The 19,000-nt window shown below is 68.9% G+C and carries 17 protein-coding genes; 10 read left to right on the forward strand and 7 right to left on the reverse strand.

Features of this window, described 5'->3' with window-relative positions:
* Position 1: 1 nt before the first annotated feature.
* From BW996_RS01795 to BW996_RS01805, 3 genes are read left to right on the forward strand one after another with little or no spacing between them, the layout of a single operon-like run.
* Positions 2-886 carry an ABC transporter permease gene (locus tag BW996_RS01795; protein ID WP_037483718.1) on the forward strand — a complete coding sequence of 295 codons (885 nt, stop codon included), beginning with the start codon at positions 2-4 and terminating at the stop codon, positions 884-886.
* 1 nt (position 887) lies between these two features.
* A complete protein-coding gene (locus BW996_RS01800) occupies positions 888-1,769 on the forward strand; it encodes an ABC transporter permease (protein ID WP_037483720.1) in 882 nt (293 codons plus the stop codon).
* Positions 1,766-2,503 carry a GntR family transcriptional regulator gene (locus tag BW996_RS01805; protein WP_037483722.1) on the forward strand — a complete coding sequence of 246 codons (738 nt, stop codon included), beginning with the start codon at positions 1,766-1,768 and terminating at the stop codon, positions 2,501-2,503. The genes BW996_RS01800 and BW996_RS01805 overlap by 4 nt, the downstream gene beginning before the upstream one ends.
* Here BW996_RS01805 and BW996_RS01810 read toward each other — a convergent pair.
* Positions 2,458-2,652 (reverse strand): YgaP family membrane protein, encoded by a 195-nt coding sequence (locus BW996_RS01810; RefSeq protein ID WP_037483734.1) that lies wholly within the window; start codon positions 2,650-2,652, stop codon positions 2,458-2,460. The genes BW996_RS01805 and BW996_RS01810 overlap by 46 nt on opposite strands.
* Positions 2,653-2,857: 205 nt before the next feature.
* Between BW996_RS01810 and BW996_RS01815 the strand changes: the two genes are divergently transcribed.
* A complete protein-coding gene (locus BW996_RS01815; RefSeq protein ID WP_037483725.1) occupies positions 2,858-4,279 on the forward strand; it encodes an FAD-binding oxidoreductase in 1,422 nt (473 codons plus the stop codon).
* Between the two features lie 182 nt (positions 4,280-4,461).
* Here BW996_RS01815 and BW996_RS01820 read toward each other — a convergent pair whose 3' ends face one another.
* From BW996_RS01820 to BW996_RS01840, 5 genes are all read right to left on the reverse strand, one after another.
* Positions 4,462-6,030, reverse strand: a complete 1,569-nt coding sequence (locus tag BW996_RS01820; RefSeq protein WP_051632281.1) for a SpoVR family protein — start codon at positions 6,028-6,030, stop codon at positions 4,462-4,464.
* The gene (locus tag BW996_RS01825) at positions 6,027-7,313 is read right to left on the reverse strand and encodes a YeaH/YhbH family protein (protein WP_037485616.1); all 1,287 of its coding nucleotides are present in this window, start codon (positions 7,311-7,313) and stop codon (positions 6,027-6,029) included. Before BW996_RS01825 ends, BW996_RS01820 begins: the two co-directional genes overlap by 4 nt.
* Before the next feature lie 59 nt (positions 7,314-7,372).
* Positions 7,373-9,295, reverse strand: a complete 1,923-nt coding sequence (locus BW996_RS01830; RefSeq protein WP_037485614.1) for a PrkA family serine protein kinase — start codon at positions 9,293-9,295, stop codon at positions 7,373-7,375.
* Between the two features lie 465 nt (positions 9,296-9,760).
* Entirely contained in the window at positions 9,761-10,690 is a 930-nt protein-coding gene (locus BW996_RS01835; protein WP_037485611.1) for a ParB/RepB/Spo0J family partition protein, read from the reverse strand.
* A gap of 36 nt (positions 10,691-10,726) precedes the next feature.
* Positions 10,727-11,311 (reverse strand): RBBP9/YdeN family alpha/beta hydrolase, encoded by a 585-nt coding sequence (locus BW996_RS01840; RefSeq protein ID WP_245801898.1) that lies wholly within the window; start codon positions 11,309-11,311, stop codon positions 10,727-10,729.
* Between the two features lie 57 nt (positions 11,312-11,368).
* Here BW996_RS01840 and argC point away from each other — a divergent pair, with 57 nt between their 5' ends.
* On the forward strand, positions 11,369-12,310 hold the full coding sequence (gene argC / locus BW996_RS01845) for an N-acetyl-gamma-glutamyl-phosphate reductase (protein WP_076458516.1): 942 nt from the start codon (positions 11,369-11,371) through the stop codon (positions 12,308-12,310).
* 70 nt (positions 12,311-12,380) lie between these two features.
* Here argC and BW996_RS01850 read toward each other — a convergent pair whose 3' ends face one another.
* On the reverse strand, positions 12,381-12,815 hold the full coding sequence (locus BW996_RS01850) for an SWIB/MDM2 domain-containing protein (RefSeq protein WP_375131857.1): 435 nt from the start codon (positions 12,813-12,815) through the stop codon (positions 12,381-12,383).
* 221 nt (positions 12,816-13,036) lie between these two features.
* Between BW996_RS01850 and BW996_RS01855 the strand changes: the two genes are divergently transcribed.
* The 5 genes from BW996_RS01855 (at position 13,037) to BW996_RS01880 (ending at position 18,995) form a co-directional block, all read left to right on the forward strand.
* Complete coding sequence (locus BW996_RS01855; RefSeq protein WP_037483650.1) at positions 13,037-13,762, forward strand: TerC family protein; 726 nt, start codon at positions 13,037-13,039, stop codon at positions 13,760-13,762.
* A gap of 144 nt (positions 13,763-13,906) precedes the next feature.
* Positions 13,907-16,501, forward strand: coding sequence for a CHASE2 domain-containing serine/threonine-protein kinase (locus BW996_RS20955; RefSeq protein ID WP_081838209.1), 2,595 nt, complete (start codon positions 13,907-13,909; stop codon positions 16,499-16,501).
* A gap of 30 nt (positions 16,502-16,531) precedes the next feature.
* Complete coding sequence (locus tag BW996_RS01870) at positions 16,532-17,317, forward strand: Stp1/IreP family PP2C-type Ser/Thr phosphatase (protein WP_037482539.1); 786 nt, start codon at positions 16,532-16,534, stop codon at positions 17,315-17,317.
* Between the two features lie 48 nt (positions 17,318-17,365).
* Entirely contained in the window at positions 17,366-18,046 is a 681-nt protein-coding gene (locus tag BW996_RS01875) for an FHA domain-containing protein (protein ID WP_037482535.1), read from the forward strand.
* Between the two features lie 166 nt (positions 18,047-18,212).
* A complete protein-coding gene (locus BW996_RS01880) occupies positions 18,213-18,995 on the forward strand; it encodes an MBL fold metallo-hydrolase (protein WP_037482532.1) in 783 nt (260 codons plus the stop codon).
* Positions 18,996-19,000 lie beyond the last annotated feature (5 nt).

A 19,000-nucleotide genomic window follows, 5' to 3' on the forward strand; every position in this document is an offset into this window, starting at 1 on the left:
GATGAAAAGCGCTCGCACCGCCGCCATCGCCTGGGCGCAGGCCTCGCCGCTCGCGGCGGTGTTCGCGCTGTTCTTCGTCGTGCCGCTGGCGCTCGTGCTGGTCGTCAGCTTCTGGCAAGCGACCGAGTACGAGCTGCTGCCGGCCTTCACCGGGCAGAACTACATCGACGTCTTCGCCGGCTGCCCGGTCAACGCCGACGGCGACCTCTGCGTCACCTTCAAGACCTACCTGTCGACGCTGAAGTTCGGCGTGCTGACCTGGGCGATCACCGCCGTGCTGGGCTTCTCGATCGCCTGGTTCCTGGCCTTCCATGTGCAGGGCACGCTGATGCAGACGGTGCTGTTCATCGTCTGCACCGTGCCCTTCTGGACCAGCAACGTCATCCGCATGATTTCCTGGGTGCCGCTGCTGGGGCGCAACGGCCTGGTCAACCAGACGCTGATGGGCGCCGGCCTGGTCGACGAGCCGGTCGACTGGCTGCTGTTCTCGGACTTCTCGGTCGTGCTGGCCTTCGTCCACCTGTACACGATGTTCATGATCGTGCCGATCTTCAACTCGATGATGCGCATCGACCGCAGCCTGCTGGAGGCCGCGCGCGACAACGGCGCCAGCCCCTGGCAGACGATGGTGCATGTGGTGCTGCCCTTGAGCCGCACCGGGCTGATCATCGGCTCGATCTTCGTGCTGGCGCTGGTGATGGGCGACTTCGTGACGGTGGGCGTGATGGGCGGGCAGCAGATCGCCTCGGTCGGCAAGGTGATCCAGGTGCAGACCAGCTACCTGCAGTTCCCGATGGCCGCGGCCAACGCGGTGATCCTGCTGGCGGTGGTGCTGATGATGATCGCCGCGCTGATGCGGCTGGTGAACCTGCGCAAGGAGCTGTGAGATGGCCCGACGCCCTGTCCGCAAGCAACGCCCGCTGAGCTTCTGGCTGCTGGGCGCCGTGTTCGCCGCCTTCGTGCTCTTCCTGTACGGCCCGATGTTCGCGATCTTCGTGCTGAGCTTCCAGGGGCCGGAGGGCGGGCTGACCTTCCCGATGCGCGGCACCTCGCTGCACTGGTTCCGCCAGCTCTGGGAGGGCATCGGCGTGATCGACATCGGCGCGGCCTTCCGGCGCTCGCTGGCGCTGGGCACCGTGGTGATGGCGCTGACCGTCGGGCTGTCGCTGCTGGCCGGCCTGGCCTACCGCAAGAAGCTGCCCGGCGGCACGCCGCTGTTCTATGTCGTCGTGGCCAGCCTGATCATGCCCTCGATCATCGTCTCGCTGGGCATCGGGCTGATGTTCCGGCTGCTCGACACCGGCCTGAAGACGCTGCTCGAGGCCCACGCGCCGGCGCTGCTGGAGACCTTCACGACGACCATGGGCCTGTTCAGCTCCGGCCTGGGCGCGCAGCTCACCTGGACGCTGCCCTTCGGCCTCCTGATCATGTTCGCGGTCTTCAACCGCTTCAACCCGGCCTACGAGGAGGCCGCGCGCGACCTCGGCGCCACGCCGTGGCAGAGCTTCCGCCATGTGGTGCTGCCGCTGATCGGGCCGAGCCTGGTCGGCGTGGGCATGTTCGGCTTCACGCTGAGCTGGGACGAGATCGCGCGCAGCTCGCAGGCCATGGGCGACCTCAACACGCTGCCGCTGGAACTGCAGGGCCTGACGACCACGGTGACCACGCCGGTGATCTACGCGCTGGGCACGGTCACCACCGTCATCTCCTTCCTGGTGATGGGTCTGACGCTGGGCATCGTGGCGTTCTGGCAAAGTCGCCGCCGATGAACGACGACGACACGCCCGCGCCGCCGACCGCCACCGAGCGCGTCTACGAAGGCCTCTACACCGACATCCTGGAGCGCCGCCTGGCCCCAGGCACGCGGCTGCGCGAGGAGGAGCTGGCCGCGCGCTTCGAGGTCTCGCGCACCGTGGTGCGGCAGGCGCTGCAGCGCCTGGCGCAGGAGCAGGTGATCGAGCTGCAGCACAACCGCGGCGCGCAGGTGCCCGCACCGACCCGCGACGACGCGCGCCATGTCTTCGACGCGCGCCGCGTGGTGGAATGCGAGATCGCCCGTCGGCTGGCCGGCCGGCTGCGCGCCGAGCAGGTGGCCGAGCTGGAGACGCTGGTCGAGGCCGAGGCACGCGCACAGGCCCAGGGCGACCGCGCGGCGGCGATCCGGCTCTCGGGCGAGTTCCACCGACGGCTGGCGCTGATGGGCGGCAACCCGGTCTTCGTGCGCATGCTCGACGGACTGCTGCCGACCACCTCGCTGCTGACGGCGCTGTACCAGCCGGCCGGCACGCCGGCCTGCGTCGCGCACCGCCATGTCGAGCTGATCGCCGCGCTGAGCGGCACAGGCGCCAGCGCCGCCACCGAGATGCGCCGCCACCTGCAGGAGATCGAGCGCTCGCTCGAGGAGCCGCGGGTGCGCGCCGGCACACGCGCAGGCCGCTCGCGCGACCTGTTCCAGGCTTACCGCGAGGACAGCGGGCAGGTGTTGAGCCCGACGATCGAATAGAGCGGGCAGCTGCGCAGCAGGCCGGTGGCCAGCGGCACGATGCCGATCCAGCCCCAGGCGCCGACCGTGCCGGTCGCCGCCAGCGCGATCAGCACCAGCCCGACGAGGATGCGCAGGATGCGGTCGAGGCCGCCGACATTGGTCTTCATCATGGTCGCTCTCCAGGACAGGAACTTCAGGGACTTCAGGGCAGGGGCAAGGATGCCCCCTGAAGTATCCCTCTGCAGTACCACTGCAGGATGATCTGGATCATGTTCCACGATGCCACCGCCGGACCGGTACCGGCCGTCGGGCCCGCTGCCTAGAATGGCCCTCCTCTGGAGACAGCGCCGACACAGGCCGGAAGGATCGCCGATGAACGCCCCGCAGCATGCCCACCCCACCCCCGTGATCGCGCCGCGCCCGATGCCGGCCGAGATGGTCGACGCGCTGCGCGCGCGCTTTGGCGATCGCTGCTCGACCGCGATGGCGGTGCGCGAGCTGCACGGCCGCGACGAGTCGCCCTTCGACGTGCCGCCGCCCGACGCGGTCGTCTACTGCGAATCCAACCAGGACGTGATCGACGCGGTGTGCCTGGCCGACCGCTTCGCGGTGCCGGTGATCCCGTACGGCGTGGGCTCCTCGCTGGAGGGCCACCTGCTGGCGGTGCAGGGCGGGCTGAGCCTGGACCTGTCGCGCATGAACCGCATCCTCGAGATCAACGCCGAGGACCTGACCGTCACCGTGCAGGCCGGCGTGACCCGCACCCGGCTCAACGAGGAGCTGCGCCACGCGGGCCTCTTCTTCCCGATCGACCCGGGCGCGGATGCCTCGATCGGCGGCATGACCGCCACGCGGGCATCGGGCACCAACGCGGTGCGCTACGGCACCATGCGCGAGAACGTGCTGGCGCTGGGCGTGGTCAGCGCCCGCGGCGAGTGGGTGCGCACCGGCACGCGCGCGCGCAAGTCCAGCGCCGGCTACGACCTGACGCGCCTGTTCGTCGGCAGCGAGGGCACGCTGGGCGTGATGACCGAGATCACGCTCAAGCTCTACCCGCTGCCCGAGGCGGTGTCGGCGGCGATCTGCCACTTCCCGTCGGTCGACGCGGCGGTGCAGACCACGATCGCCATCATCCAGATGGGCGTGCCGATCGCGCGCTGCGAGCTGCTCGACGGCCGCACGGTGGCGGCGGTCAACCGCCACGACCGGCTCGCCCTGCGCGAGCAGCCGATGCTGCTGATGGAGTTCCACGGCTCGCCCGCCGGCGTGGCCGAGCAGGCGCGCACGGTGCAGGAGATCGCGGCCGAGCTGGGCGGCGAGTCCTTCGAGTGGGCGACCACGCCTGAGGAGCGCACCCGGCTGTGGACCGCGCGCCACCACGCCTACTTCGCCGCGCTGCAGACCCGCCCGGGCTGCCGCTGCGTCACCACCGACACCTGCGTGCCGATCTCGCGGCTGGCCGAGGCCATCGGCGAGTCGGTCGCCGAGGCCGACGCCGCCGGCCTGCCCTACTTCCTCGTCGGCCATGTCGGCGACGGCAACTTCCACATCGGCTACCTGATCGACCCGACGCAGCCCGAGGAGCGCGTGCTGGCCGAGACGCTCAGCGCGCAGCTGGTGGGGCGCTCGCTGCGCCTGGACGGCACCTGCACCGGCGAGCACGGCATCGGCCTGCACAAGATGGGCTTCCTGCTCGACGAGGCCGGCCCGGCCGCGGTCGGCCTGATGCGCGCGGTCAAGCAGGCGCTCGACCCGAAGAACATCATGAATCCGGGGAAGATCTTCGAGGCCTGAGCGCTGGCGCGCCCTCTCGGGCCCACCGGCCTCATCCCCCCACCCACCCGTCCTGCTCGCGCAGGCGAGCACCCACGCAGACCAGCGCCGGCCATCGGCGGGAGGGAAGAGGGTCCACTGCGTGGGCCCCCGCCTGCGCGGGGGTGACGAGGGGACGCGCGGGAGGTGGCGCGCCCGCCTTCTCAGTGCGTCGGCGACGGCACGGCCCAGCGCTTGGTGATGTCGCCCTTGGCGTTGACGCTCTCGAGGTGGACCGCGAAGCCCCACAGCCGCGCGACGTGCTTGAGCACCTCGCTGGCGCTGTCGGCCAGCGGGCGGTCCTTGTGCTGGAAGTGGCGCAGCGTCAGCGAGCGGTCACCGCGCAGGTTGACGTTCCAGACCTGGATGTTGGGCTCGCGGCTGCCCAGGTCGTACTGCTGCGACAGCAGCTCGCGCACCCGGCGGTAGCCGCTCTCGTCGTGAATGGCAGCGACCTCGATCTCGGATTTCTTCTCGTCGTCGTGGATCGCGAACAGGCGCAGGTCGCGCATCAGCTTCGGGCTCAGGTACTGGCCGATGAAGCTCTCGTCCTTGAAGTTGCGCATCGCGTGGTCCAGCGCGGGCAGCCACGGCGAGCCCGCCAGCTCGGGGAACCACTGGCGGTCCTCCTCGGTCGGGTTCTGGCAGATGCGCTGGATGTCGTTGTACATCGCGAAGCCGAGCGCATAGGGGTTCAGGCCGCTGTAGCCGCGGTCGCCCACCTTGGGCTGGTAGACCACGTTGGTGTGCGACTTCAGCCACTCGATCATCACGCCGTCAGTCAGCCAACCCTCGTCGTACATCGTGTTGAGCAGCTTGTAGTGCCAGAAGGTGGCCCAGCCCTCGTTCATCACCTGGCTCTGGCGCTGCGGGTAGAAGTACTGCGCGATCTTGCGCACGATGCGCACCAGCTCGCGCTGCCAGGGCTCGAGCAGCGGCGCGTTCTTCTCGATGAAGTACAGCAGGTTCTCCTGCGGCTCCTCGGGAAAGCGGCGGTTGGCGCTGATGTCGTCGGCCTTCTCGCTGCGGCGCGGCAGCGTGCGCCACAGGTCGTTGACCTGCTGCTGCGCGTAGGCCTCGCGCTCCTTGCGCTCGGACAGCTCCTGCGCCAGCGACTTGCGGCTCGGGCGGCGGTAGCGGTCGACGCCGTGGTTCATCAGCGCATGGCAGCTGTCGAGGAAGAGCTCGACCGTGTCGATGCCGTGGCGCTCCTCGCAGGCGGCGACGTAGTTCTTGGCGTAGACGAGGTAGTCGATGATCGACGCCGCATCCGTCCACATCCGGAACAGGTAGTTGCCCTTGAAGAAGCTGTTGTGGCCGTAGGCGGCGTGCGCGATGACCAGCGCCTGCATCGCCATCGTGTTCTCCTCCATCAGGTAGCTGATGCAGGGGTTGGAGTTGATGACGATCTCGTAGGCCAGGCCCATGTGGCCGCGCCGGTAGTTCTTCTCCGTCGAGATGAACTCCTTGCCGTAGCTCCAGTGGCGGTAGTTCACCGGCATGCCCACTGACGCGTAGGCGTCCATCATCTGCTCGGCCGTGATGATCTCGAGCTGGTTCGGATAGGTATCGATGCCGAAGCGCGAGGCGGTGCGGCGGATGACCTCGTGATAGCGCTCGACCAGCTCGAAGTTCCAGTCGCTCTGGCCCGGCAGCGGCTCGGCCGGGCGCTCGCCGGCAGGCAGCGGGCCGTCGCGCAGGTCCTTCATCGCGATGAACGGATGGCTCTTCATGCGGCGGCTCCTTCCTTCTTGAACAGTTCGCGGAAGACCGGATAGATCTGGTCGGCGCTGGTGACCTTGCGCATCGCGAAATGCGGCCCCGAGGTCTCGGACAGCCGGGTGTACTCGTCCCAGAGGTTCTGCTCCGGCTCGGCCACCTGCACATAGGCGTAATAGCGGCACAGCGGCAGGATCTTGTTCTGCAGGATCTCGCGGCAGCGGCCCGAGTCGTGGTGCCAGTTGTCGCCGTCGCTGGCCTGCGCGCCGTAGATGTTCCACTGGTCGCTGGGATAGCGCGCGCGGATGATCTCCTCCATCAGCACCAGGGCGCTGGACACCACCGTGCCGCCGGTCTCGGTCGAGTGGAAGAAGCCGTGTTCATCCACCTCCTGCGCCTGGGTGTGGTGGCGGATGTAGACGATGTCGATCTTCTCGTAGTGCCGGGTCAGGAACAGGTAGAGCAGGATGAAGAAGCGCTTGGACAGCTCCTTGCGCGACTCGTCCATCGAGCCCGACACGTCCATCAGGCAGAACATCACCGCCTTGGAGGTCGGCACCGGCACCTTGACCCGGCTGCGGAAACGCAGGTCGATCGGGTCGAGAAAGGGAATCGCCTCGATGCGAGAGCGCAGCTGGGCGATGCGCTCGCGGGTCACGACCAGGGCCTGGTCACGCTCGGCGTCCGCCGGCTGCGCCAGCAGCGTCTCCAGGTGCGCCTCAAGCTGGTGCAGTTCGCGCCGCTTGTCGGTGCCCAGGGCGATGCGCCGGCCCAGGGCGCCGCGCATCGAACGCACCACATGCAGGTTGTTGGGCGTGCCGTCGTTGGTGAAGCCGGCGCGGTGCGACTTCCACTCCGGCGTCTCGGCCAGCTGGGTGCGGATCAGGTGGGGCAGCGCCAGGTCCTCGAAGAAGACCTGCATGAACTCCTCCTTGCTGAGGCTGAAGACGAAGTCGTCCTCGCCCTCGCCCGAGTCGCTCGCCTGCCCCTTGCCGGAGCCCCCGCCCCCGCCGCCGCCCTTCGGCCGGGCGATACGGTCGCCGGTCACATACTCCTGGTTGCCCGGATGGACCATGTCGCGCTGACCGCCCTGGCCATGGTGGAAGACCGGCTCGCTGATGTCCTTCTTCGGGATGCGGATGTCCTCGCCACGCTCGAGATCGCGGATGCCGCGGCCGTCGATGGCCCGACGCACCGCCCCCTTGATCTGCTCCTTGTAGCGTCGCAGGAAGCGCTCGCGGTTGCCGATGGACTTGTTCTTCCCCGAGAGCCTGCGGTCGATGATCTGCTGCAACATGGTTCACCTTGGGATGTGACGCCACCCCGGCCCCTCCCGGCGCCGGGGCGACCGGGGGCTCAGCTGGACTTGCGCACGCGCAGGTACCACTCGCACAGCAGGCGGACCTGCTTGGAGGTGTAGCCCTTGTCGACCATGCGCTGCACGAAGTTCTCGTGCTTCTTCGCCTCGTCCGCGCTGGCCTTGGCGTTGAAGCTGATGACCGGCAGCAGCTCCTCGGTGTTCGAGAACATCTTCTTCTCGATCACCGTGCGCAGCTTCTCGTAGCTGGTCCAGACCGGGTTCTTGCCCTGGTTGTTGGCGCGCGCGCGCAGCACGAAGTTGACGATCTCGTTGCGGAAGTCCTTCGGGTTGGCGATGCCGGCGGGCTTCTCGATCTTCTCCAGCTCGGCGTTCAGGCTGGAGCGGTCGAACACCTCGCCCGTGTCGGTGTCGCGGTACTCCTGGTCCTGGATCCAGTAGTCGGCGTAGGTGACATAGCGGTCGAAGATGTTCTGGCCGTACTCGGAGTAGCTCTCCAGATAGGCGGTCTGGATCTCCTTGCCGATGAACTCGGCGTACTTCGGCGCCAGCAGCTCCTTGATGAAGGCGATGTACTTCGACTCGGTCTCGGCCGGGAACTGCTCGCGCTCGATCTGCTGCTCGAGCACGTACATCAGGTGCACCGGGTTGGCGGCCACCTCGGTGGTGTCGAAGTTGAAGACCTTGGACAGGATCTTGTAGGCAAAGCGCGTCGAGATGCCGCTCATGCCCTCGTCGACGCCGGCGTAGTCGCGGTACTCCTGGTAGCTCTTGGCGCGCGGGTCGGTGTCCTTCAGGTTCTCGCCGTCGTAGATCATCATCTTGCTGTAGAGGCTGGAGTTCTCCGGCTCCTTCAGGCGGGTGAGCATGGCGAACTGGCTCATCATCTTCAGCGTGCCCGGCGCGCAGGTCGCCCCGGACAGCGAGGAGCCCTTCAGCAGCTTCTCGTAGATCTTCACCTCTTCCGAGACACGCAGGCAGTACGGCACCTTGACGATGTAGATGCGGTCGAGGAAGGCCTCGTTGTTCTTGTTGTTGCGGAAGGTCTTCCACTCGCTCTCGTTCGAGTGCGCGAGCACGACGCCGTCGAAGGGAATCGCGCCGAAGCCCTCGGTGCCCTTGAAGTTGGCCTCCTGCGTGGCGGTCAAGAGCGGGTGCAGCACCTTGATCGGCGCCTTGAACATTTCCACGAACTCGAGCAGGCCCTGGTTGGCCAGGCACAGGCCGCCGGAGTAGCTGTAGGCGTCCGGATCGTCCTGCGCGAAGGTCTCGAGCTTGCGGATGTCGACCTTGCCGACCAGCGCGCTGATGTCCTGGTTGTTCTCGTCGCCCGGCTCGGTCTTGGCGATGCCGACCTGCTTGAGGATCGAGGGATAGCGCTTGACGACCTTGAAGCGGCGGATGTCGCCGCCGTACTCCTCCAGGCGCTTGACCGCCCACGGGCTCATCACGCGGTTGAGATAGCGCGCCGGGATGCCGAACTCCTTCTCGAGCACCGGGCCGTCCTCGGCCGGATCGAACAGGCCCAGCGGCGACTCGTTCACCGGCGAGCCTTTGATCGCGTAGAAGGGCATCTCCTGCATCAGCTGCTTCAGGCGCTCGGCGATCGAGCTCTTGCCCCCGCCCACCGGGCCCAGCAGGTAGAGGATCTGCTTCTTTTCCTCCAGGCCCTGCGCGGCGTGGCGGAAGTAGGAGACGACCTGCTCGATCGCGTCCTCCATGCCGTAGAACTCGGCGAAGGCGGGATAGACCTTGATGACCTTGTTCGCGAAGATGCGCGACAGGCGCGGATCGTTGCGGGTGTCGACCATCTTCGGCTCGCCGATGGCCTTGAGCATGCGCTCGGCCGCCGAAGCGTAGGCCAGGGGATTGCGCTTGCACTCGGCGAGATAGTCCTCGATGGAGATTTCCTCCTCGCGAGTACGTTCGTAGCGAGCGGCGAAGTTGCTGATCACGTCCATTGCAGGCCTCCTGTGAAGTCAGGCGATGGGCGACAACCTCAGTGTCGCGCCACCAGGGAAGATCTGATGGAGTCCCTGCGACCGATGCCCGGTCCGGGCTCGGAGCCGCGAGGCTCCATCAGAGCTTTCCGTTGGTCTGCTGCAGGCCGTTCGGGTGACGACGGGGAGAGGTCACCGTGATGGCTGCTGTGACTCGGCGTGGTCAGCTTCGTTCAACTTGAGCGGCGCGGTCCATGAAAGAACCCCGGCACGGCACGGCTTTTTCATCTGGCCGTCACATGCCGCGCAATCCGTCACTGCGGACAGCGCACGCTGCCGAGCCATGCAATTGGCGTGCCGCGGGTGCGCACATGCTTTGCTGCAGGGCTCGGGAACATCCTGACGCATGACGCACAGGCTATCAAGACCCTGGAACAGGTTGATCAGCCTGAAACAATCCCCCGCCGCCCTGGGGGACTCGCCGAGTCAGCGCTCGGTGATGCCGAGCCGGTCGAGCAGCGCGCCCAGGTCATCGAGCGAGCCGAAGGAGATGGCCAGCTCGCCCTGATCGCCGCGCTTGGTGCGCTTGCGGATGCGGATCTCCACCGGCACCGCCAGCAGATCGGCGAGCTGCTCCTCCAGGCGCAGCACGTCGCGCGACTTCGGCGGCGGCGTGCGGCCGGCGGCCGAGGCGGCACCGGTGCGGATGGCCTCGTCCTCGTGCTGGCGGTTGACCAGGCGCTCGGTCTCGCGCACCGACAGCTTGCGCGCGACGATCTCGTGCGCGCAGGTGATCTGGCGGGCGCGGTCAAGCGACAGCAGCGCCCGGGCGTGCCCCATGTCGAGGTCGCCGGCGGTCAGCATCTGCTGGACCGGCTCGACCAGGTTCAGCAGGCGCAGCATGTTCGAGACGGCGCTGGCCGAGCGGCCGATCGCCTGGGCCGCGCCCTCGCGGTTCAGACCGAACTCGGTGATCAGGCGCTGCACGCCCTGCGCCTCTTCCAGCGGATTGAGGTCCTCGCGCTGGATGTTCTCGATCAGCGCCATGACCGCGACCGCCTGGTCGGGCACGTCGCGCACCAGCACCGGCACCTCGGAGAGTCCGGCCAGGCGCGCAGCGCGGGTGCGGCGCTCGCCGGCGATGATCTCGTACATCGGCAGGCCGTCGCGCGGCTCGACCGGGCGCACCAGCACCGGCTGCATCACGCCCTGCGAGCGGATGCTCTCGGCCAGCTCGAACAGCGAGCCCTCGTCCATGCGGGTACGCGGCTGGTACCTGCCGGGCAGCAGCTGATCGAGCGCGATCGCCGCCGGCAGCGCCTCGCGGCCGCCTCGCGCCTGCGCGGCATCCATGACCTGCGGTCCGAGCAGGGCTTCGAGACCGCGACCGAGTCCTTTGGGCTTCTTGGTGACCATGGCGCGATTGTCCGCGATTCGCCGCGATGCGCGCGCTCAGGCCGCCGGAATCAGCCGCTGCAGCAGCGCCAGGCCCTCGGGCCAGTCGCCCAGGCCGGAGTCGGCGTTCAGGTGGCCGCGCGGCCCGGCATCGATGCGCTCGGCGCCCCAGTCGGCGCACAGGCCGGCGGCGCGCTCGGGCGCGCAGTAGGGATCGTCGGACGACACCACCGCGATCGCCGGAAACGGCAGCCGCGGCCGGCGCATCGGGCGCCAGTTGTGCAGCTGCGGCGGCATGTCGGCGCGCTCGGTGTCGGGCGGCGCCACCAGCAGCGCGCCGCGCACCCGCGCGACATGGCGGCTGTGGTCGGCCCAGGCGGCGACGAGCTGGCAGCCCAGGCTGTGCGCGACCAGCAGCGCCGGGCGCGCATCGGCCAGCAGCGCCGCGTCGAGCTGCGCCATCCAGTCGCCGCGGCGCGGCCAGAGCCAGTCGTCCTGCTCGACCCGCACGAAGCCGGGTCGCTTCGCCCAGTGCGCCTGCCAATGGCCGGGGCCGGAGTCCTGCCAGCCCGGCAGCAGCAGCACCCGCAGGCCGGCAGGCAGGTCCGTGGGCAGATCGAAGTTCGATGAGGTCATGTCCATGCCGTATTCTTCCGCGTCCAACCGCTTCACAGCCACCGCTCCCGAGGAAGATCCACCATGAAACACACCGTGTTCGTCGACGGCCAGGAAGGCACGACCGGCCTGCGCATCAACGAGTACCTGGCCGGCCGCGACGACATCGAGGTGCTGCGCATCGACCCGGCGCTGCGCAAGGACGCCGCCGAGCGCGCCCGCCTGCTCAACGCCGCCGACGTGGCCTTCCTCTGCCTGCCCGACGCCGCCTCGAAAGAAGCCGCCGCGATGGTGAGCAACCCCCGGACCTGCCTGATCGACGCCAGCACCGCGCACCGCACCGCGCCGGGCTGGGCCTTCGGTCTGCCCGAGCTCTGCGCCGGCCAGCGCGAGCAGCTGCGCGGCGTCAAGCGCATCGCCAACCCCGGCTGCCACGCCAGCGCCTTCATCCTGCTGATGCGCCCGCTGGTCGACGCCGAGCTGGTGCCGCCGGCGCTGGCCGTCAGCGCCACCTCCATCACCGGCTACTCCGGCGGCGGCAAGAAGATGATCGAGCAGTACGAGGCCGGCGGCGACCCGAAGCTGGCCTCGCCGCGGCCCTACGCGCTGGGCCTGTCGCACAAGCACATCCCGGAAATGATGGCCCACACCGGCCTCACGACCAAGCCGCTGTTCCTGCCGGTGGTCGGCCCCTTCTACAAGGGCCTGTCGGTGACGGTGCCGCTGCAGCTGGCGCAGCTGGGCACGAGCGCCTCGGCCGAGCGCATCCACGCCGCCTTCGCCGAGCACTACGCCGGCGAGCGCTTCGTGCGCGTGATGCCGCTCAACGACGCCGCGACGATGGAGCACGGCTTCTTCGACGTGCAGGGCTGCAACGACACCAACCGCGTGGACATCTTCGTCTTCGCCAACGGCGATCAGGTGCTGCTGATGGCGCGCCTGGACAACCTCGGCAAGGGTGCCAGCGGTGCGGCGGTGCAGTCGATGAACGTGCACCTGGGCGTCGACGAAGGCCTGGGCCTGTGAGCTGAGCCCGCACGGGCAGACGCAAAAAAGCCCGGCAGCGCCGGGCTTTTGTCGTCGTGGGGACCGTCGATCAGGACAGCTGGTCGCTGATCAGCTTGGTCATCTCGAACATCGAGACCTGGTCCTTCTTGAAGATCTTCTTCAGCTTGGCGTCGGCATTGATCATGCGCTTGTTCGCCGGGTCCTGAAGATTGTGCTGCTTGATGTACTCCCAGACCTTCTTGGTGACCTCGGTGCGCGGCACCGCGGTCTTGCCGATGACGGCCGCCAGATCCTTCGAGGGCGTCATCGGCTTCATGAAGGCCGCATTCGGCTTCTTCGCGGGAGCGGCTGCGGGTGCCTCGACGGCCGGTGCTGCGGCGACAGCGGTTTCTTGGGCGGGAGCCTTCTTTGCGGCGGCCTTCTTGGCAGTTGCCATGTGTGTTTTCTCCGTCTTGGATGGTGATGTGCCGGCGTCGGCACTGCGGGCGAATGGTACTGCGCCCCTCAGGCATTGAGAAGGCATCACAAAGGGGAAATCAAGGGGGAAATGACACCACGATGAAGCCGAGACGCCCCGCAGGCGCCCGGACCTGCGGCGCCCGCAGCGCCCGGGCTACGCATGACTACGCACGCGCGGCCCCCGTGAATAACCCTACACTGCGCCGGCGGTCCGCCGCGCGCCGTGGCCGCCGGCCACCCTGCCACCGTCTCTTTTCTTCGCGGAAATCCACCGCCCCCCTGCCCATGGAACAGTTTCTGACCCCCGAGTTCTGGCTTGCCGTCGGCCAGATCATCATGATCGACATCCTGCTCGGCGGCGACAACGCGGTCGTGATCGCGCTGGCCTGCCGCAAGCTGCCCGAGGCCCAGCGCCGCGCCGGCATCCTGTGGGGCACGGCGGGTGCCATCGGCCTGCGCGTCGTGCTGATCTTCTTCGCGCTGACGCTGCTGGCCCTGCCCTACCTGAAGCTGGTGGGTGCGGCGCTGCTGCTGTGGATCGGCATCAAGCTGCTGATGCCCGAGGACGAGGGCGACCATGACATCCAGGCCAGCGACAAGCTGTGGGCCGCGGTCAAGACGGTCATCGTCGCCGACTTCGTGATGAGCCTGGACAACGTCATCGCCATCGCCGGCGCCGCCGAAGGTGCCTCCGACGGCCACCAGATGCCGCTGGTCATCTTCGGCCTGCTGGTGAGCATTCCGATCATCGTCTGGGGCAGCCAGCTGGTCATCAAGCTGATGGACCGCTTCCCCGTCGTCATCGTCGTCGGCGGCATGCTGCTGGGCTGGATCGCCGGCACGATGGCGGTGACCGATCCGGCCATCGTCGGCTACATCGCTGCGCCGGCCGCTGAAGGCGCCAAGCCGGAAGCCAGCGCCGCGATCCGCTATGGCGCGGGCATCGCCGGCGCGCTGCTGGTGCTGGCTGTCGGCAAGATGATGGCCGCCCGCAAGCCGAGCGCTGCCTGAAATCGGCCTGAACCGGCACCGCGGGACGCACCTTGCGCGGTTTCCGGTTCTTTCAATCGGGGCAGGGCGACATCTGATCTTCTGCCTGCCGGTCGCTGCGATACTGTCGGTCCGTCGACTCCCTTGCAGTGACCGCAACTCGCCATGCCCCGCACGCGACCGATCACCCGGCCCCCGGGAGGCGCCACGCCCTGGTTGCTGGCGGTGCTGCTCGGCCTGGTCGGCTGGGCGCACGAAAGCACGCCGCTGGCCCGGCCGCTGCAGCACTGGCTGCAGGACCGTGCGGTCGCCGATGCCCGGCCGATGGTCAGCACCGGCGTGGCGACGGTGCTGATCGACGAGGCCAGCCAGGCCCGCCACGGCCCGCTGCCCTGGCGGCGCGACCTGCACGCCCGCCTGATCGATCAGCTCTCCGGCGCCCGGGTCGTCATCGACACCGAGCCTTTCGGCACACCCGAGAGCGAACGCGCGCTGGCCGAGCTGCAGAACATCCACGCCACCATCGCCGCCGATCCGGTGCTGGCGCGCCACCCTGAGCTGCCCGCGCTGATCGAGCGCAGCGAAGCCAGCCTGAACGGCGACGCCCACCTGACCCAGAGCCTGGAGCGCCACGCCCGCGTGCTGCTGAGCCTGGGCCCGCCCGGCGACGGCCTGCCGCCGCTGCCCCGGCTGGCCAGCGCCGCCGCCGGCATCGGCCACGCCGTCCCCGGCGCCGATGCGGACGGCGTGATCCGCCGCCATCCGCTGTGGCGCCACGGCAGCGCGCAGGACGCGCCCTCGCTGGCCGCGCTGGGCGCAGGCCTGTACCGTGGCGACAGCATGGCCGCGGTGGAGACCGGCCTGCGCGACCACCCGCCGCGGCTGGCGGGCCACAGCCTGCCCGACGACAGCGACAGCGGCCTGATGCCGCTCTGGCCGGTGCATGACGGCCCGGACGGCGCGCCGCCCAGCCTCAGTGCCCTGGAGGTGCTGGCCGGCTCACCCGCACTGGCCCGACTGAAAGGCCGCATCGTCGTCATCGGACGCGATGACCGCAGCACGCCACGCCTGCGCCTGCCCGATCGGCGCGAGATCAGCCCGGCCGAGGCCCTGGCCCGACTCTCGGGCGCGATGGCCGACGGCCACTGGGCACGCACGCCGGCGGCGATGCAGTGGCTGCCCTGGGGGCTGCTGGTGGCGGCCGGGCTCTACCTCTGGCGCATCGTGCCGCGCCTGACACGCAACTCCGCGCTGATGCTCAGCGCCTCGCTCTGCCTGGCGCTGGCGCTGGGCTCGCACGGCCTGCTGGCCTGGGGCGGCATGTGGATCACGCCGACCCTGCCGATCTTCGCGCTGGTGCTGGGCCATCTGGCGCTGATCGCCCGGGACCGCTGGCAGATGCACCAGCGCCGCAGCCGCAGCCGCAACACGCTGCTGAGCACCACGCTCGACGAAGACACCGTCATCACCTCCTACGAGACGGTGACCGTCACCACCCGCGAGCGCACGGTGATCCGGCATGACGAGCCGGAGACGGTCCCCCAGGCCCCGCCGCGGCCTGTGCCCGCCCCCCCACCGGCAGTGGCACGCCCCCCCAGCGCTCCACACGCCACGCCCGCCCCCAGCGCGCTGCCCAGCCATCTGCAGGACACCCAGGTGCTCGACGAGCGCCGGGCCTTCGTCGACACCCAGGTGCTGCACTCGCCCGACACGCTCGAGGCCACCCAGCCGCTGACCCGCGAAGAGCTCGCCGCCTGCCTGGCCACGCCGGCGGTGTTCCGCCAGCCCCCGGTGCTCAGCGACACCGTGCGCCGCCAGCCAGCGCTCGGCCCTTACGTGCTGGAGCGCGAGCTGGGCCGCGGCGCGATGGGCCGGGTGCATCTGGCACGTCACCGGGACACCGGCGCGGTGGTCGCGCTCAAGACGCTGGCGCTGGGACGCGAGTTCGACGGCTTCGCGCTCGAGGAGGCCCGCCAGCGCTTCCAGCGCGAGGCGCTGGCCGCCAGCCGGCTCGACCATGCCGACATCGTGCGGGTGTTCGAATGCGGCGAGCAGGACGGCATCGCCTACATCGCGATGGAGCGGCTGACCGGGCAGGACCTGAGCCAGCACCTGGCGCCGGAGCATCTGCTGCCGGTGGCCACCGTCGTGGCGATCAGCCGCCGCATCGCCCGGGCACTGGCCCATGCACATGCGCAGGGCATCATCCACCGCGACATCAAGCCGGCCAACATCATGGTCGACATCGGCCGCAACCAGGTCAAGGTGACCGACTTCGGCATCGCCCGCATCACCGACGCCAACCGCACCCGCACCGGGCTGGTGCTGGGCTCGCCGTCCTACATGTCGCCAGAGCAGCTCGCGGGCCGGCCGGTCGACGGGCGCAGCGACCTGTACTCGCTGGGCGTGCTGATGTTCCAGATGCTGACCGGCGAGCTGCCGCTCAAGGGCAACACGATGAGCGAGCTGATCGGCGCGATCGCCCGCACGCCGGCGCCCGACGTGCGCACGCTGCGCCCCTCGCTGCCCGCGGCGCTGGCCGAGGTGATCGGCATCCTGCTGGAAAAGCGCCCGGAGCTGCGCTACCGCGACGGCCTGGATCTGGCCGAAGACCTCAAGCTCGTGGCCGACACGCTGCGCCGACCGACCCGCCCTGCCGGCAGCATCGCCGCTTCGGTGCAGGAATGCGCGCCCGGTCCCGACACGGACCAATCCCGGCCGCCTTCGCCCCGCGCCGGCGGGGCACAATCGCACCGCTGATTCCCGATGGACCGCCCGCGCGCCCTAGCCATGACCCTCGAGTTCCACTCCGCGACCGACCGTGGCCGCATCCGCAGCAACAACGAGGATTCGATCGCCATCGTCGAGGCGGCCGGACTGATGGTGCTGGCCGACGGCATGGGCGGCTACAACGCCGGCGAAGTCGCCAGCGGCATGGCCACCGCCTTCATCGAGAAGGACCTGGGCCGCTGGCTGCAGGACACCCCGCCGGACACCGACGACCTGGAAGTGCGCCGGGCGATGGACATCTGCGTCGACAACGCCAACCGCTCGATCTTCGAGGCCTCCCACGCGCATGCGCAGTACGCCGGCATGGGCACGACCCTGGTGATGGGCGTGTTCCGCGGCGGACGGCTGCTGGTCGGCCACATCGGCGACTCGCGGGCCTATCGCTGGCGCGACGATCGGCTGCAGCAGCTCACGCGCGACCACTCGCTGCTGCAGGAGCAGATCGACGCCGGGCTGATCTCGCCCGAGCAGGCCGCCTACAGCCACCAGAAGAATCTGGTCACCCGCGCCATGGGCGTCGAGGACATCGTGCTGCTGGAGATCCACTCGCATGCCGTGCATCCGGGCGACTGGTACCTGCTGTGCTCCGACGGCCTGTCCGACATGCTCGATGACGCACAGATCGCGGCGGTGCTGCGCGAGCAGGGCTCCGACGTCGGCAAAGCGGCACAGGCGCTGGTCGATGCCGCCAATCAGGCAGGCGGACGGGATAATATTGCCGTGATACTGGTCGCCGCCCACGCCGTGCCCTCATCGGGTCAGCCGTGGTGGCCCTTCCGGCGCTGAGGATCAGGGGACAAAGGATCCCGGCTGCCAAGAACACTGAGGTCGCTCATGCCCAAACTCGTCGTTTCGCTGGACGGAGTCGTCATCAAGGAGGTTCAGCTCACCAAGGACAAGACGACCTTGGGACGCCGCCCCTACAACGACATCGTGATCGACAACCTGGCCGTCAGCGGCGAGCACGCCGTGCTGCAGATGGTCGGACAGGATGTCTACATCGAGGACCAGAACAGCACCAACGGCACCTACATCAACGGTCGTGCGGTCAAGAAGCAGCTGCTGCAGTACAACGACACGATCGAGATCGGCAAGTACAAGATCAAGTACCTGGTCGAGGACAGCTCCGACTACGAGAAGACCATGATCCTGAAGCCGGGCCAGATGCCGCCCGGCATGGCCAGCCGACCGACCGCACCGATGCCGGGCAACTTTCCGGCCTCGGGCTTCGGCGGCCTGACCGGTGGCACCGTGCCGCAGGCCTCGATCCGCGTGCTCTCGGGCGCGGCGGCCGGTCGCGAAGTGGTGCTGACCAAGGTGGTCACCACCGTCGGCAAGCCCGGCGTGCAGGTGGCCTCGATCACGAAGCGGCCCGGCGGCTATGTCTTCGCGCATGTCGAAGGCACCGCGCGACCCACCGTCAACAGCATGCCGGTCCATGCCGAGCCGATCCATCTGAAGGATGGCGACGTCATCGAGCTGGCGGGCACGCAGATGCAGTTCGTGCAGCCCTGATCGTCGCCCCGGTCTCACGCGGCCTCGTGGCCTTGTTCACGACCCTGCCGCCCCTGGTTCACGGGGATGGACAAGCAGTGCGGAAGTGCGCAGCAGCCAGCTTGCACCCGCATCCCGCGGGGGGCAGCATGGCCGCCTGTTCTGCCTGCTCTCACCTGGAATCCCGATGAACCTGCGTGTCCTTGGCTGCTCGGGCTCGATCGCCCTCGACAACCGGACCACCTGCTTCCAGCTCGACGAACGCATTCTTGTCGACGCCGGAACCGGTGTCGGCGACCTGACGCTCGACGAGATGGCCGGGATCGACCACATCCTGCTGTCGCACTCCCACCTCGATCATGTGCTGGGCATCCCGCTGCTGGCCGACAGCGTCATGCAGCATCGCCTGTCGCGGCCCGACTTTCGCCCGATCCAGGTCCACGGCCTGCCCGAGACGCTCGAGGCGCTGCGCGCGCACCTGTTCAACAACATCATCTGGCCGGATTTCACCCGGCTGCCCAGCCGCGAGCGCCCGATCATCGAGCTGGTGCCTTTCCAGATCGGCGAGCGCCTGGAACTGGCCGGACTGACGATCGAGGTGCTGCCAGCGCATCACACCGTGCCGGCCTGCGGCTTCGGGGTCGACACGCCCTCGGGCTGGTGGATCTACACCGGCGACACCGGCCCGAATCCGGCGCTGTGGGAGCGGCTGCGCGGCCGCGCGATCGCGCAGCTGGTGATCGAGACCGCCTTCAGCGACGAGGAGCGTGCGCTGGCCGAGATCAGCCGCCACCTGTCCCCCTCGATGCTGGCCGAGGAGCTCGAGCAACTCGATCTGGACTGCGACACCTCGATCGCGATCACGCATGTCAAGCCGGGCGAGATGGCCGCAGTCACCGGCCAGCTCGCCGAGCTCGACATCCGTGTGCCGGTCTTCGCGCTGACCCGCGGCGAGCGCTACCGCTTCTGAGCGCC

The organism is Sphaerotilus natans (genome assembly GCF_900156335.1).
Classification (GTDB): domain Bacteria; phylum Pseudomonadota; class Gammaproteobacteria; order Burkholderiales; family Burkholderiaceae_C; genus Sphaerotilus; species Sphaerotilus natans.

Coding starts and splice junctions, on each gene's coding strand:
- BW996_RS20955 (WP_081838209.1), top strand. CDS start 13,907: ATGCCCCGCACGCGACCGATCACCCGGCCCCCGGGAGGCGCCACGCCC.
- BW996_RS01795 (WP_037483718.1), top strand. CDS start 2: ATGAAAAGCGCTCGCACCGCCGCCATCGCCTGGGCGCAGGCCTCGCCG.
- BW996_RS01830 (WP_037485614.1), bottom strand. CDS start 9,295: ATGGACGTGATCAGCAACTTCGCCGCTCGCTACGAACGTACTCGCGAG.
- BW996_RS01805 (WP_037483722.1), top strand. CDS start 1,766: ATGAACGACGACGACACGCCCGCGCCGCCGACCGCCACCGAGCGCGTC.
- BW996_RS01870 (WP_037482539.1), top strand. CDS start 16,532: ATGACCCTCGAGTTCCACTCCGCGACCGACCGTGGCCGCATCCGCAGC.
- BW996_RS01855 (WP_037483650.1), top strand. CDS start 13,037: ATGGAACAGTTTCTGACCCCCGAGTTCTGGCTTGCCGTCGGCCAGATC.
- BW996_RS01825 (WP_037485616.1), bottom strand. CDS start 7,313: ATGTTGCAGCAGATCATCGACCGCAGGCTCTCGGGGAAGAACAAGTCC.
- BW996_RS01840 (WP_245801898.1), bottom strand. CDS start 11,311: ATGGACATGACCTCATCGAACTTCGATCTGCCCACGGACCTGCCTGCC.
- BW996_RS01835 (WP_037485611.1), bottom strand. CDS start 10,690: ATGGTCACCAAGAAGCCCAAAGGACTCGGTCGCGGTCTCGAAGCCCTG.
- BW996_RS01850 (WP_375131857.1), bottom strand. CDS start 12,815: ATGCCTTCTCAATGCCTGAGGGGCGCAGTACCATTCGCCCGCAGTGCC.
- BW996_RS01815 (WP_037483725.1), top strand. CDS start 2,858: ATGAACGCCCCGCAGCATGCCCACCCCACCCCCGTGATCGCGCCGCGC.
- argC (WP_076458516.1), top strand. CDS start 11,369: ATGAAACACACCGTGTTCGTCGACGGCCAGGAAGGCACGACCGGCCTG.
- BW996_RS01810 (WP_037483734.1), bottom strand. CDS start 2,652: ATGAAGACCAATGTCGGCGGCCTCGACCGCATCCTGCGCATCCTCGTC.
- BW996_RS01875 (WP_037482535.1), top strand. CDS start 17,366: ATGCCCAAACTCGTCGTTTCGCTGGACGGAGTCGTCATCAAGGAGGTT.
- BW996_RS01800 (WP_037483720.1), top strand. CDS start 888: ATGGCCCGACGCCCTGTCCGCAAGCAACGCCCGCTGAGCTTCTGGCTG.
- BW996_RS01820 (WP_051632281.1), bottom strand. CDS start 6,030: ATGAAGAGCCATCCGTTCATCGCGATGAAGGACCTGCGCGACGGCCCG.
- BW996_RS01880 (WP_037482532.1), top strand. CDS start 18,213: ATGAACCTGCGTGTCCTTGGCTGCTCGGGCTCGATCGCCCTCGACAAC.